This window comes from Chitinophaga oryziterrae, from assembly GCF_009758125.1.
GTDB classification, from domain to species: Bacteria; Bacteroidota; Bacteroidia; order Chitinophagales; family Chitinophagaceae; genus Chitinophaga; species Chitinophaga oryziterrae.
On the sequence record NZ_WRXO01000012.1, the window covers coordinates 25,165 to 41,029 of the forward strand.

The 15,865-nt window shown below is 43.2% G+C and carries 10 protein-coding genes; 1 reads left to right on the forward strand and 9 read right to left on the reverse strand.

The genetic code is table 11. The annotated features are described in order from the left end of the window. Positions 1-44 precede the first annotated feature (44 nt). From GO495_RS28730 to GO495_RS28760, 7 genes are all read right to left on the reverse strand, one after another. Positions 45-890, reverse strand: a complete 846-nt coding sequence (locus GO495_RS28730; protein ID WP_157303399.1) for an EboA domain-containing protein — start codon at positions 888-890, stop codon at positions 45-47. Positions 891-1,211: 321 nt separating this feature from the next. Then, a complete protein-coding gene (locus GO495_RS28735) occupies positions 1,212-2,702 on the reverse strand; it encodes an FG-GAP-like repeat-containing protein (RefSeq protein WP_157303400.1) in 1,491 nt (496 codons plus the stop codon). 68 nt (positions 2,703-2,770) lie between these two features. After that, the gene (locus GO495_RS28740) at positions 2,771-2,953 is read right to left on the reverse strand and encodes a hypothetical protein (protein WP_240915368.1); all 183 of its coding nucleotides are present in this window, start codon (positions 2,951-2,953) and stop codon (positions 2,771-2,773) included. A gap of 195 nt (positions 2,954-3,148) precedes the next feature. Beyond that, the gene (locus GO495_RS28745; RefSeq protein ID WP_157303401.1) at positions 3,149-4,939 is read right to left on the reverse strand and encodes a RagB/SusD family nutrient uptake outer membrane protein; all 1,791 of its coding nucleotides are present in this window, start codon (positions 4,937-4,939) and stop codon (positions 3,149-3,151) included. A gap of 22 nt (positions 4,940-4,961) precedes the next feature. Then, positions 4,962-8,216 carry a SusC/RagA family TonB-linked outer membrane protein gene (locus tag GO495_RS28750; RefSeq protein WP_157303402.1) on the reverse strand — a complete coding sequence of 1,085 codons (3,255 nt, stop codon included), beginning with the start codon at positions 8,214-8,216 and terminating at the stop codon, positions 4,962-4,964. Positions 8,217-8,898: 682 nt separating this feature from the next. After that, complete coding sequence (prfH, locus tag GO495_RS28755; RefSeq protein WP_157303403.1) at positions 8,899-9,513, reverse strand: peptide chain release factor H; 615 nt, start codon at positions 9,511-9,513, stop codon at positions 8,899-8,901. Positions 9,514-9,516: 3 nt separating this feature from the next. Beyond that, positions 9,517-10,917 carry an RtcB family protein gene (locus tag GO495_RS28760; protein WP_157303404.1) on the reverse strand — a complete coding sequence of 467 codons (1,401 nt, stop codon included), beginning with the start codon at positions 10,915-10,917 and terminating at the stop codon, positions 9,517-9,519. Positions 10,918-11,233: 316 nt separating this feature from the next. Between GO495_RS28760 and GO495_RS28765 the strand changes: the two genes are divergently transcribed. Next, complete coding sequence (locus GO495_RS28765; protein ID WP_157303405.1) at positions 11,234-11,611, forward strand: transmembrane 220 family protein; 378 nt, start codon at positions 11,234-11,236, stop codon at positions 11,609-11,611. A gap of 60 nt (positions 11,612-11,671) precedes the next feature. Here GO495_RS28765 and GO495_RS28770 read toward each other — a convergent pair whose 3' ends face one another. Then, the gene (locus GO495_RS28770) at positions 11,672-15,094 is read right to left on the reverse strand and encodes a ThuA domain-containing protein (protein ID WP_157303406.1); all 3,423 of its coding nucleotides are present in this window, start codon (positions 15,092-15,094) and stop codon (positions 11,672-11,674) included. A gap of 18 nt (positions 15,095-15,112) precedes the next feature. Next, positions 15,113-15,865 carry a ThuA domain-containing protein gene (locus GO495_RS28775; RefSeq protein ID WP_157303407.1) on the reverse strand — a complete coding sequence of 251 codons (753 nt, stop codon included), beginning with the start codon at positions 15,863-15,865 and terminating at the stop codon, positions 15,113-15,115.

Below are 15,865 nucleotides of genomic sequence, written 5' to 3' on the forward strand. Positions count from 1 at the left end.
TCTCTGCAATTTTACATTATATACATTGAAGGTGTGATACACGTTTATGCTATACGGGCAGCTACGGAATCCCAGCTTAATGTAGTGGTTGATATTTCCTTTACTAATTGTTGTGCGGGAGCATATGTGCTGGCGGCACAGGCCAGTGCGGCGGCATCCCTCTCTACGCTATTCTCTGAATGCCAGACCCTTACTATATCCGGGAAAGATCCCTCATCTATGAATGGGCCGATCAATCGCCATAACAAGGGATTTACAGTACGGCCTGCTGCCCAGCGTTCGTGGGCATAATCCCTCAGTGTATCTGCTAATTTCCTGTTTGCGCGTTTATCCAGTCCTGTGATGAGGTGTATAGGTTTATCTGTAAAGATCGCTTTCATTACCAGCTGGTTCCAGGCAGCCTCTTCCAGGTAAGCCGCCGGATAAGGATTATGCAGCATGATGGCTTCCAGTACCGGGCCTATATTGGAGCGGATACCTTCTGCGGTACGCAGTTTCCACTCTTCCGGCCAGGCCAGTAATGGCAATGCGCCGTACAGGGCTATCTGCTCATTCATGTCTGCGGCCCCGAAGAGACCTTCTATAGTTTGTATGTACTGATCTTTATTTTCTGTGGGAAGTTGCAATAACCACCACATACGCGCGAGCCTGTCTAACGTATAACCGTGTATGAAAAACCCCGGTATTGTCGTATCAGGAATGCTGTTTTTCCCGGTAAACCGCGGGATAGCAGTAAACGTACCGTAGAAGCGCTGAGTAGCATTTGATTCTTCCAGTTTACTTTTTTGCTGTTGCAGCCATTCCTGTACCTGTTGATTACTATTCTGTTGTATAATAGAATATAGTAATGTACTTATCTTATTCCTGTCGTAGTGGTATATAGCGTCCATCTCACAGCTGATTAATTCCGGGCTAAAGTTAGGAGAATATGGTTTAAACAAGCGTTAAACTATTACAGAAGGTGTATTCAATAAAAGAGAGGCACAATGTGCCTCTCCTTCCGCCATTCTAAAACCTGATTAGTTCAATCAGGAGTATTATAAAAAAACAACATATCCTTTGCAGGTATATTGCCTTGAAATTCATTAAGTACTCAGGAAAAACAATAGCTAAATGGGTTACGCGCCGTTAGCAGCATAGATTTTGCCTGTTGTTCTACTGCAAGATAGGAATTTATTTGTTACAACTGTGATCCCTTACGTTAAATCCTATTAGCGAACAATACTATGTTTAAAAATAGTATTGTTTTTTAATAAAACAATGGGCTGACCGGTATTCCAGTCGGGCTTGAAATTATCCTGTATAATGAACCCCCGGGAGTAATTCCCCAGTACAATATCCGGCGCCCCATCCTCATCAAAATCTCCCACGTCCATACAGATCCATCGTCCTTCCTTTCCCAGGTTCTTAATTGCTCTTGGCGTGAATTGTAAGTCCTTTGTTTGCTCCAACCAGATAAATTTCTCTGCCGGCTGATGTTGTAAATCTGCGAAAAAAGCGATGGTTGCGATGTCCAGGTCTCCATCATTGTCAAAATCTGCTGCAAAGGCTTTGGTGCAACCATTTATGGGATAGAAATACTTTTGCTCATATGTAAAATCCCCCTTATTCAGGTAGATATATACTCCGTGATAAGGTTTGAGTATCATGGAGTAATCTGCGTTATCTCCGGCGGTATACAGGATATCCGGCTTACCGTCTTTATTCCAGTCTACCACCTGGAAACTGGTAGAACCGTACACAGGCGGGAAGCGTAGTAAATTTTTTGACTGGAAACCTCCTTTCTGGTCATTCAAAAATAACCAGATACCCTCATCAGCATAGGCGAACAGGGCCATAATATCCGGCCAGCCGTCATTATTGAAATCCCCTGTTACAGCATGAATGGCTCCCGGAACTTCCCACACAGAGTGCTTATCATAGTCACCATCCGCTTTTTGTTGCAAAATATACAGCCCGCCATAGTTGTGGCCAAATCCGCAAACCAGGTAATCCATTTTCCCATCCTTATTGAAATCAGTAGCCAGGCTTTGTACCGGGCGGGGCAACCCCAATCCGATCGTCTGCACCTGTTCATTCTCCTTTGCACCCGGAACGAATTTCCATAATGTTCCTTTAGGGGCATCTACTGCTCTTAAATTACCTATACAGGTAAGTAAGGCGGTATCATTTGTTACCCAGTCCATATCCACTGCGGCAGACTCCAGTTTCATACCAATGGTTGGCTTTAATTGCTGGTCCCATGTCCACATAGCGGCTGCTTCATCCCTGGAAGAATAGATCGTTTTATTGTGGATAGAAACCATTGTGGTAGTAGCTGTCGTTGATTTGTATTCAAGCCAGACAGGTAGTTGTATACTGAAGGTGCTGCTATCTTCCTCTAAAGGTTTATTGACAGGTGATAATTTATCCGGAGCTAAATCTTTATAATATGCGGCGATCTCTGTCCATTCTTCAAAACTAACCGCCCCTTTTTGAGCAGCAGGATAATACTGGTCACCATGCCATACCCCAATGCCCACTTTAGGGGCCATTGCCGGCAGAACATGCTTTGTCCAGGTATCTTTGTCCAGCAATGCCGGAGACACCGGTAAATGGCAGCTACCGCAGTATTTAGTGGCGAGCGCTTTTCCCTTTTCGTGAGGTTCACGGGGATTACAGGCTATGAGGAAAATCAGCGAAAGAAAGGGTAGTGATTTCAAAATATAGCAGTTAGAAATGCTTTAGTGGAATCTTAGTTTATTGGGGAAACAAACTTAACGATAGCATCCTATTCAAGGCCTTGTAGTAAATCTTTCGCAGGCACTCTTTTCACATTACCATCTTTATCACTTATTACAAGATCTTCGTTATTAGCAGCACTGGTTTCCACCAGCTTCTTCCGGGCCTTTTTTATGCCTTGTAAGATCTTTTCAAATCGTTCGTCGGTATATACTTTTTTATCTTCCATCATACTCACTTTGACTTAAAATCGTTACCCAAATATCGTTATTTATTATCATTTTTTCAAGATTCTCAGTTTGACTGGCAATTATTTCAGGTGGCAGATTTACTGAATCAGGCATGGCATAAATATAAAGAGGAATGACGAATTACGAACGAAATCGTTCGCAATCCGTCACCCGGTATTCATCACTCAACCAAATCTTTAGTACCCGTCGTTTTGTTCAAGCGTCTTCGCTCCGTTTTTGAAGCTAAGATCTATCTGTCTTTGTGGAACAGGATAATGATCATTACGCGGTGAAATATACTTGGCACCTGCCAGGTCAGTAGTTATCTGGGATTCATAACTCCAGAATGCTGTTAAGGTAGTATTGGCAACACCCCAGCGTACAATATCGAAATAACGTTGTCCTTCCATTGCCAGTTCCAGCTTACGCTCAAAACGGATCGCCTTCAGCGCATAATCTTTACCCTGTGCAACAAAGTCACCTGCAGGATAAGGGTTCACTACGTAGTTAGCAGCAGGTGTGGTAGAGAAACCTCCCATAGGGGTGGCATCATTGAGATACTTGTAGACTTTTGTCTGAGAATTACCTGCACGTACCCTCACCTGGTTTACATAACCTTCTGCGGCATCCAGATTATTCAACCCGGCTTCTGCTTCTGCAGCCAGCAACAGTACATCTGCATAACGGATCAGATTAATGTTGATAGCAGATCCCGGAGCCCAGGAGTTTGCATCTTTGTACTTATCCTGGTTATACTGCCAGTACACGTTTTTCTTAGGTGCATAAGGTCCTGCATAAGTCTGATCACGTACCCATGCACGGCCAGGATGATTACCCCAGTCGAGATAAGGAATACCACGACGACCCACTGTCCAGTCGAGACGTGGGTCTACCGGATCAGTATCAGGAGTAAATGCTTCTGTAGATAATATACCCATATCATTCTTCACTGCATGACTATTATAATCATCCAGGTAAGGCAAACCAGCAGCAGTAGTACGGTAAGAATTTACCAGTTCCTGTGTAGGCTGATAAAAACCGCAACAGCCAAACGGACTATTATAAGGGAAGTTCAGCATCTCTCCCTGGTTAGCGTTCGAGATTGCTCCTGTTCCGTCATTCGCTACCATCTGGATAGCAAATACAGATTCAGATTTATTTTTTGTATCAGAATCAAAGTTGTCTTCAAAACGGGGAGTTAATGCATATGGGAGACCGTTAGAAGTCATACCAGATACAGTGATCTTATCGAACAAAACTTTCGCCTCTGCATATTTTGCTTCGAATACGTATGTTTTAGCCAGATAACACATCGCTGCCCATTTGTTCGCACGGCCTACCTGTGATTGTGTTCCGGGTAAACTATCTGATGCAAACTGGAACTCTGCTTCAATCTTTGGCCAGATGTCAACATTGTTGGGTTGTTTGTAATCAACAATCATTGTTTCATCTACCCAGGGCACTTTACCGAACATCTTTTTCAGTTCGAAATAATAATGTCCGCGCAGGAAACGCGCTTCTGCTTTTACTTCCGTTTTTTCTGCGGAAGTCATCCCAACAGCATTTGGTAATAATGCCAGGATATTGTTTATACGAACAATACCATCAAACAATACTTTCCATTTTGTGTTGAAGAAACCATTGCTCGCATCGAACTGACCGGTAGCGATCTGACTTACAGGAGGCTGGTCAGTCGCATCACTACCTTTGTGTGCGTCACCTCCCGCTACACTACCGTAAATCCAGTTACTGGGCGCGGCTTCCCAGGGGTTACCCCCCCCGATCGCTGCAACACCATCCTGCTGACCGTCCAGTGCCGCATAAGCACCAATCAGTAATGCATTGATACCATCCTTACTGGAAACATCCCCTGATGTTAGTGTACCCAGGGGGGCACGTTCCAGGAAACTTTTACTACATCCGTCCAGTAACAGACCTGCGGTGATCACTGAGACGATGAATATGTATTTAGATCTTATGAGTTTCATTGTAAAAAGTTTTAAACATTCATCAGAAAGCAACGTTTACACCTACCAGGAACTGACGCTGATTTGGATAAACCCCTTCATCCAGACCAAAGTTGGTAGTACCACCTGTAATTTCAGGATCTATACCAGTGTATTTGGTAATGGTAAATAAATTGGCAGCCTGTACATAGATGCGGAATTTTTCAATACCAACGCGTTTCAATGAAGCCGGAGAAAGTGTATAACCCAGCATCATATTCTTTGCCCTGAGATAAGAACCATTTTCTACCAGGAATGAGTTAGGTACTGTGTTTGAACTGAATGTACCATCGTTTTCCTGGATAGGCGCTTTTGCATTCATATGATCCGGTCTCCATGAATCATACAAAGCTGTTTTACTTTTTGCACCTGCGAAAGAAGGATAGAAGTCTGTCCACCAGCGAACCTGATTCCAGATCTCATTACCATGTACACCATAGAAGAACACCGTGAAGTCGAAGTTCTTATAATCCAGTTCAAGGTTTAATCCATAACTGAAATCAGGATTAGGGTTACCTAAGAAGGTACGGTCAGCTTCAGTGATGATACCATCGCCATTTGTATCTGCATAACGGAAACGGCCTACACCAAGTTGTGTCTGATACACTGCATTTGGATTGTTAGTCGCTTTCTGTGCCTGAATATTCAGCTGATTTACTTCATCAGCACTGTTAAAGAACCCGGCTACTTTATATCCGTAGAAGCTGGAAATAGGTTGTCCGACTGCATTACGGATAATGAAACTACCATTAAAACGACGTGATTCCTGGTCGAAATAAGGAGCATCAGAAGAGATACTTTCGATCTTATTCTTATAAGTAGTGAAAGTTGCATTGGCTTTCAACACCAGGTCTTTACCAAGGTTGATACCTGTTGCGAAGACAGAGAGGTCTATACCATGGTTCTGCATTTCTGCAATGTTCACAGTAGGAGGGTCCTGTCTGCCGGCTGTAGCAGAGATCTCTGGTTTGTACAGCAGATCTTTTACTTTCTTCTTGTAATAATCTGCACTGATTTCCAGTTTACCTTTAAACAGCGTTGCATCAATACCTATGTTAGAGTTGATGTTGCTTTCCCATTTGGCATTAGGGTTACCAATATGTGTTTTCAGGAAACCTGAAGTAAGTGTACCTGGTGTTCCGGTGATATCATAAAAAGAGGAGCCTTTATTCAGACCGTATTGTGTGAATGCATTGGATGCTTCCACATTCAGCTGATTACCCATCACACCATATCCTCCTCTGATCTTTAAATCGGAGATCCAGGAAATATCTTTCATGAAGTTTTCCTGGGAGATACGCCATCCGGCACTTACGGCCGGGAACCAGCCATAACGGAAGTTAGAGCTGAATTTACTGGAACCATCTCTACGGATAACAGCACCTAAGAGATAGCGATCGTGGAAACTATAATCCAAACGACCGAAGATAGAAAACAATCCATCAGAATATCTGCCACTACCACTGGTTACAGTACCGGTACCGGTAGATAAACCTGTGTAGTTAGGATCGAAAATAAAATACCCCTGTGTAGTACCTGTAACTGTGCGGCCCCTGTTATCAAATGCTTCTGTACCTGCTACGACTTTAATATCATGCAGGTTGTTAAAATTCTGATGGTAAGAGAGAGTGTTGGTCCATGTCCAGTTAAACCCTGAACTGGCGCCTTCTGTATAAGAGTTTACTTTATTGTTCTCTGAGTTTTCGTATTCGGGATAAATGAACGAATGTGTGGAAGCAGAGAATATTTCACCACCGAAACTTGTACGGAAAGTGAAATGTTTCAGGATGTCCGCTTCTCCGTATACATTACCGAACAAACGGTTGCCAAGGCCCCTGTTATTACGTGTACGGTCCTGTATGGCTACCGGGTTACGTGCATTCCCTAACTGTGCACCATTGGACGAAAATGAACCTGCAAAGTTGCCTTTGATATCATGTACGGGAATGATGCTTTGTTCACGGAATGCCATACCGATCGCACTACCTTCCACTAAGTCAGTAATCTGTGGATTATCGATCACAGAAAACTCCATATTTTCTCCTATGCGCACATTCTTACTTACATTAAAATGGCTGTTGGAGCGGATAGAATAACGTTTCAGGTAAGTGTTCAGTAAAGTACCCTGCTGATTGTAATAATAGAAAGACAGGTAATAAGCGCCCTGGTCATTTCCACCGCTTACAGATACGTTATGACTGGTAATGGGAGCTGGTTTGAAGATTTCATGGAACCAGTCAGTACCACCTTTATTTGCTTTGGTAATACGGTAAAATCCATCAAGGTCTGATGCATTTTTATAGTTTGGATCTACATTATACAAATCCGGGTTCACACCAGGATCTCCTTCATGTAAACCACCCGGAGCGATGTAATCAGGTAATACGGGAGTAGCGCCACTACCATACAATCCATCATTATAAACAACATTAGGATTTGTATTTTTCAATGCCATCCATTTGAGATCTGCGGATTCCTGTGGATTCAGGAGATGCCAGACATTCCCGCTTTTTGGACGCTGGGTACCATAATAAGCATCATAAGTTACCCTTACTTTTCCTTTCCCTACCTTACCGGCTTTGGTAGTAACGATGATCACCCCATTGGCAGCTCTTGCACCATAGATAGAAGCGGAACCTGCATCTTTCAGTACCTGCATGGTCTCAACATCATAAGGGTTAAGGTCTACAATATTTTGTGTTGGCACTCCATCTATTACATACAGCGGAGTATTGTTACCGAAGGTGTTCACACCACGGATACGTACCTGTGGTTCCTTACCCGGCTGACCAGACCCCAGTACCGTAATACCGGATACCTGGCCCTGTAACTGGTTACTTACCTGTGCAGTGGGTTGTCTGCTGATCTGATCTACATTTACAACAGATACCGCTCCTGTGAGGTCTTTTTTACGTTGTGTAGCGTAACCTGTTACCACTACTTCATCCAGTGATCCTACTTTTTCACTTAGTATTACAGTCACCTGGGATGCATCTCCCAGCTGGACTTCTTTTTGTGCGTAACCTACAAATGAAAATACGAGGGTTTCTCCTTTTTTAGCCTGGAGAGAAAAGGCTCCACCGGGATCCGTGGCAGTTCCCCTGTTGGAATTTTTGACAGCGACAGTCACCCCAGGCAGGGGGTTCCCTGTTTTTTCGTCCGTGACTTTGCCCGAAAATTTTGTCTGGGCTAATGCGCTGCCGGCAATAAATAACAACAGCCAGCACCACGCAACCGTGCGGTAGACGTGCTTGTTCATAACGTGAATCGTTTTTTTTGGTTAAATAAATGGCCTCTTCCTGGCCTGTTTCAGCCGGGGCGGCGGATACAGGCACAGCAAACAGTACCGGGTCAAATCCTGATCAGGGTCTTAACTGGGCTAAAAAATATACTTCCAAGCTACTGGTTAATCAATGCAATTTCAATGCATTAAACAATTCCGGGCTATCATATAAAAGTTGGAATTTTACTACATACAGTGTTTTTTCATACGTGCTAACATCAAAATTTTAAGAGTTCATGGAATCTGATTTTGGTTATTCAAACGAGTTAAAAGTTTAACTGTTAACAGGGCGTTAAGGTAACACATTCGTTTAATTAATACAAGACTTGTGATAATTTTTTATCACAATTGGATGGAAGAGTATCATTACCGGGGAATACAAACACCGCAGAAATCACTTCTGCGGTGTTAATTAAAAAGAGAATCTGGCAGTGATCCAGTTTGAATGTTATAACATGTAGATAGATTGGCAGATGTTGTTCATCATAAATACCCTGCATCTGACTGTTTAGTTCTCTGATGTAGCTTTGGAATATGGACTCAGGATTTATTTTTCAATTTAACTTCACCTAATATTCACGTCAGATAAGGTGTATTTATGATGAACAACATCTGGAGCGAAGATTATATAATCAAACCTGGGTCATTACCGGGAATTTTAAAGTTTGTCTGAGATCGTCCTTACAGCACCTCCTCTTTCCAGCTCATTATGTTCCTGCCACTGACTTTGCTGCTGCGCTACCAGCTTCTCTGTTTGCCAGGCCATAAACCTGGCCTCCAGCCTTTCAATACAAAGCTTCTTATTCTGTAACTGAGAACGGCTGTCCATTGCCATTACCTGTATTCCTGAAGGGAGATGAATCCCCCTTACCGCTGTTTCTACTTTGTTGACGTTTTGTCCACCCGGACCAGAAGCCCTGCAAGTCTCAAACTTTACGTCATTGACATTCCATTGCAACTGTTTCTTTACATCAAAAAAAGCTACGCCCACAAACCAGTTCTTACGCTTATGATATTTACGGTAAGGGCTTTGTGCTATCCACTGAACAGTTCCTTCCCATTCTTTTATAAAAGGGGCCAATTGCTTGCCACCCGCCAGCAACGTAGCGGATAACAAGGTACCGTTTATATCGCCCTTTTTACTTTCCAGTACAGCTATCTCTATACCGGCATTTTTTGCTTCTCTGAGCATTAATTCAGTCACACGGGCAACCACCCTGCAGCATTCTACAGGGCCTCTGCCCGATGTGATCTGTATGATTACCTTGTCCATGATTTACTCTTTGTTCATTCTTACAATACGGGGCAAAAAGCGCCCTTCCACAGCAATCAGCTCCTGTTGCGCAGCGATTACCTTTTCAATGTCCTTATATGCCAGCGGATTCTCTTCCACGCTGCCACCAATGAGTGTTACTCCGGCATCAGACAGCATTTTCTTTAATCCGGACGCTGTCATGTTTTCCCTCGCTCGTTTTCTGCTCATCGCCCTGCCTGCGCCATGTGAAGCAGAGAACAACGCATTATCCACTCCTTTACCTTTTACCAGGTAAGCGGCGGTAGTCATACTACCCGGGATAATCCCCCATTCCCCGGCATGTGCCGGTGTGGCCCCTTTGCGGTGAATAATCACTTTTCTGCCATCAGACAGTGTATCTTCCCATGCAAAGTTGTGATGGTTCTCTACTGTTACCAGGCTTTGTAAACCCAGTGCTTTCAACAGGTTGGCATGAATCCGCTCATGACAGGCCTTGGCATAATCTCCCGCCAGGTTCATACTGATCCAGTACTCCTGCCCTGCTTCGCTGCTCAAATCCAGCCATGCAAGCTGCTGCGCTTCACGGGGCAGTTTGCAGGTATCCATCGCAATTTTAGTATAATGCTGCGCGATGTTTGCTCCCAGCCCACGGCTACCGGAATGCGAGAGCAGTGCGAGATAATCTTTAGCCGGAAGCCCCAGTGAATTATCTGCTGCCAATGTGATCATCCCAAATTCTACAAAGTGATTGCCACTACCGGAAGAACCCAACTGACGCAAAGCTTTTGCCTGTAGTTTTTTCAACAACTCCGTAGATTGAAAAGCATCACTATCTAATACCGCATGTTCCTGTGGGAATTCCAGCGCGCCTTCATTACCGAAGTGCGTAAACTCTTTCATCGCCACTTTTATCTGATGAGAATAACGTTTCAGAAAACTCTCTCCTTCATCAAGAACAGATAACGCCATACGGCAACCAATATCTACACCTACAGCGTATGGCACCACTGCATTATCAGTCGCTAATACACCACCAATAGGCAACCCATAACCGGTGTGTGCATCGGGCATTAAAGCGCCCTGCACTGTGATTGGCAGGGACATTGCCAGCTCCATCTGCTTTTTAGCGGAGTGTTCTATTTCTTTTGCACCATAGATCTTTAACTGCCCGGTTTCCTGCAACAGACTAAAAGACCGGAAGTTGCAGACTTCTTCTTTATCAATAAAAGTCTCAGCAATGACACCTACTATTTCATCTGCTGCATATGCTGCAGGATCATCTTTGATGTTCGTTAAAAGCGTAATTAACTGCTCCTTTGTATGATGCTTAAAATGTTTGGATATAATATTAATGACGAGGCTTCTTGCCCTGTCATTGGTGTAACCGATTTTACTCAGTTCCTTTGTTTTTATGCTGCCCATGCGGGTACGGATAAATATTATTGTAAATGATTTTTTTGCAATAGTATCCCCTTACAAACAATGTATGTTTATATTAATGCGCAGGGCTGAACCTGACAGGCATAGCAATTAAAGGCATTGATCAAAATCAATACAAATGCTTATTCCAGATAATTATAATTGGAAATTATTGCCTGTTCAGGCAGCGGGCGAAAGGGGCGATATGTGAATACGTTCTGTCATGATTCCTTTAATTTTAGAAGTGATAAATAAGGAATGCGGATGCAAAGGTATATCTTTTATCAATATCTTCGCTTATCTCCAATAAAATCTATTTATGAAAATATTTAACATCTTTTTCGTGGTCGTGTTCATCATTTTTGCAGGACTGCAATACAATGATCCTGATCCATACGTATGGATGCCCATTTACTTATATGGTGCATTGTTTTGTTACCTGGCAGCAAAAAAACGTTTTTACAGGAAGGCTTATCTGTTTGGTGTTTTTATTTACCTGGTATATGCTGCCTATCTCTTCTTTGATAAAACAGGAGTACTCGACTGGGCCATAGAACATCATGGTGAGAATATCGCCGGAACAATGAAAGCATCCACACCATGGATAGAAGAAACAAGAGAATTCTTCGGATTGTTTATTGTGATAGCGGTATTAATGACGAACTATGTTTACGCAGGAAGAGTCGCTAAGAAATAAATTTCTATAAATAAAAAAAGCCCCGGCACATTTGCCGGGGCTTTTTTTATTTATAGAAATTTACTTTGTCTGTAACTGGAACGATCCGATACCCAGTGATGTTTTTTCATTTGCATCAGCGGCTTTAATACGGAAATAGAGTGAATGATGCTGACCGTCTGTAACAGGAGTAGTGAGGGAAATGATAGCGTTGTTAGGCGCTTTCGGTTTCGCACCAGGCCCAATTGTCACTTCACCCAGCTTAGTACCATCCATCTTATCCAGGAAGGCTTCTACTACATAACCATATTGCAGCGCTTCCTGAGAGAAATAAATGATGTTGATACCAGCAACTGCAGTGAGATCAATGTTTTTGTAAAGTACCCATGCGTTGGCAGTAGGAATCAGCATCTTCAGACCATTTATTTCGAAAGTAGATACTCCATCCGATTTATCAAATTCAGCAGCCGGTAATTTCGGACTACGTAACATGATCGCATCACTACCAGTAATAGGACGGATACCAGGACCACCTTTATCAGTGTAACTGGCTATGATATATAACACGCCGTTATCTTTTTCAGGCATGTTGTTAGTGGCATCTACCGTTCCTACCAGCGGAAGAGAAACCTGCTTCTTTGCTGTTGAGCCAAGAGACATTATATATTCTACCAGTTGATGCGCTTCTCCCTGTGTTAATGTAGGATGCGCAGACATCGCTGTTTCTCCCCATACACCACTGCCTCCTTTGATGATCTTGCTGGCGAGGTAATCAGGAGCAGCAGGATCATCTTTGTATTTATCCGCTACTTGTTTGAAAGATGGCCCGATAGATTTTTCATCTGCCTTATGACAGGTTTTACAATCACCGGATTCTACCATGTTCTTACCGGCAATAGCACCTGTAATAATCTGGTGGCCCTGCTGAGGAATAGCTGCCTTATCACTTCCTTCCATATATTCTGCATGGATGAAAATATTATTTACATCTATCTTTTTATCTGCAGTAGAACCATCTTCTTTATCGCTGACAGATACGCTATAGAATACCAGCTTACCAGGGAAATAGAACATTTTATTTCCTGTGATATCCACCTTTACATCAGGCGTTTCATTACCTGCATAAAGTTCAAGTCCCTTGCTGCGCGTAACCGCTCCTTTACTATCTTTTACTTCTACAGCTACCGCATATTCTCCGGCAGTCGTAAACGTATATTCTATTTCAGGTTCAGTCGTTTCTTTCTTATTACCATTACCCAGGAACCAGAGATAAGTGAGTTTATCTCCATCAGGATCTTTAGATCCTTTGGCGCTCAGTTTTACTTTAAATGGTAATCCTCCGGATAATTTACTGGCTTCTATGTTAGCTACCGGAGCACGGTTACCTCCATTGTAGTCGATACGGGAAAGACCAGCATCCTTATTCTTGCTAAACCATCCGTTACCATATTCCAGCAGGTATATGCGGCCGTCCGGTCCCATTTCCATGTCTATGATAGCATTGAATTTGGTTCCAGGCATGAAAGGCTCCATCTTGGAGAAGTTGTTATCCTTATCGAATGTAACCGCTTTGATCCATCCGCGCATCCAGTCGTAAATGAAGAACTTATTGTTATAGTAATCCGGTAAACGGGTTTCTTTTGGATATAACTCATTATAGTATACCGGACCAGCCATTGCATTACGCCCGCCGCTACCTACAGATGGGAAATCCGGAGACTTCGCATATGGATACCAGATGAATGCTGGTTGTGCCGGTGGCAGGTTTTTAATACCTGTATTATTACGTGAGTTGTTAACCGGTTTCTCAGGATCAAATGCAGGACCGCTTTCACCCGTTTCGTAGTTGTATAAACGATATGGATAATTGTTCCCTACGAACATCGGGTATCCGAAGTTACCTGCTTTCTTTGCCTGGTTGATCTCATCATAACCACGGGGGCCACGGTTAGGATCATCATTGTTAGCATCAGGCCCTACTTCACCCCAATAAGCAAACCCATTTTTACGATCTATTGAAATACGGTAAGGGTTACGTGTTCCCATCGCAAATATTTCCGGTCTGGTATTAGGTGTTCCTGGTTTAAACAGGTTGCCTTCCGGAATAGAATAAGTACCATCCGCTGCCACTTTAATACGCAGGATCTTACCTCGCAGATCATTACTGTTGGCAGAAGTACGACGACCATCATATTGCAGATGACCAGGACGATCATCTAATGGGGCATACCCGTTGTTCACGTATTTCTGTCCGGGTTCATCGAATGGCGTGCTGTTATCACCTGTAGAAAGATATAATAATCCACCCGGACCGAAAGCGATAGAACCACCGGTATGACAACAGATATTACGTTGTGAATACAGTTGCAGGATTATTTTTTCTGATGATGAATCTATTACGTTATTCTCAAACTTAAAGCGGGACAACCTGTTTACAGAAGTATCCGCCGGAGAGTAATAAATATATACGTAGTGGTTAGCACTAAAGTCGGGATCAGCACATAATCCAAGTACCCCTTCTTCTGCATTCACATTTGGTGTTTCCGTTTTGTAGTATACACGGAGGAAACCTGCCTGAGATAATTTCTTAGTAGATTGATTGAAATACATGATCTCTCCACGACGCTGTGCTATCAGGATATTCAGATCAGGTAAAACGGTCATTTCTGTAGGTTCGAAGAACTCTCCGGATACCAGTACATCTTTGGCAAAACGGTCTTCTGCAGGCACACGCAGTGTGGTAGCCTTACTGAAATCCAGTGTTTCATTACCACCGATAGCGTATTTGATACCACCGAGGATATGTTTGAGATAGTTTGGTTCTGAATAAGATTCATCGGTATGACCTAACTCTGTGTAGAAGGCACGACCACCATCAAAATCATGATACCAGCTGATAGGATGATCAGCACCGTTTTTACCACCTTCGTAAGTTTTCTCATCTACAGTGATTAAAACATGCGTTTCTTTACTGATCTTTTTAAAATTGTACCACTCGTCGGAATGTTCCCATTTTTCAGGCAATCCAACGGTAGCAGGAAATGTTTTATCCTTTATTATTAGTGTGGCTTTATGAACACCGGCAGGATGATTATCGAAGTAAGCACCGACCAGTTGTCCGTACCATCCCCAGTCGTATTCAGTATCTGTAGCGGAGTGAATCCCTACGTAACCACCGCCCGACTGTATATATCTTTCAAAATCCGCCTCCTGGTAATTATCCAGTATGTCTCCTGTAGTATTCAGGAAAATAACAGCAGCGTATTTCTGCAAAGTATCTTCGTTGAAGTTGGCAGCGTTTTCTGTAGTATCTACATCAAAACCATTTTCCTGTCCCAGTTTCTGAAGGGCTTTGATACCGGCAGGGATAGAAGCATGGCGGAAGCCAGCGGTTTTGGTAAATACCAGTACCCGGGGATTTCCCGGGCGGATTTTCTTCTGGCAGCTTGTTAATACTGTTCCCAGTACTAACAGCAGCGTGATAAATAGGTACCTGATTTGCATGATAGTCTGTAATTGAGTCTATGATTTCTTCTTAATGTTCATTGCGTAACGGAGCCCTCCTAATACATGTTGCAGGTATATGGGGTCTGCATAGGATTCTTTTGTATGTCCCAGTTCCGTGTAGAATGCACGTCCACCTTCAAAATCGTGGTACCAGCACATGGGGTGATTATCGCCGTTCGTACCACCTTCATAAGAATGTTCATCTATTTTGATGAGTACATGTACATCGGGGTTAAGATCTTTGAAGTTATACCATTCATCCCAGCGTACCCAGGTTTCACCCAGATGACGGGTAGCATCGTTGTTCCTGTCTACTATTTGCAGGGTAGCGTTTTGTTGTTTCGGATGACTGGTAAACCAGGCGCCGACCAGTTTATTGTACCATGGCCAGTCGTACTCAGTATCCGTAGCAGCGTGAATGCCCATAAATCCGCCGCCATTATGAATATATGTTTCCATAGCGGTTTGTTCTTCCTCATTTAATACATTGCCTGTAGTGTTGAGAAAGAGGATAGCAGCGTATCTTTTCAGGTCCTTGTTATTAAATACGCTGGCATTTTCTGTGGTATCTACCTCGAAACCGTTTTCCTGTCCGAGTTTGATCATGGCCAGTTTACCTGCAGGGATGCAGTCGTGGTGGAAACCTGCTGTTTTGGTAAACACCAGTAATCGTGGTTTTGCTTTTGCCTGTATACGTATGAGCGGCAAAACTGCCAGCACTATTATAAATGCTGGCAGTAGTAGTTTTTTTACGTGGTTCTTATTCAT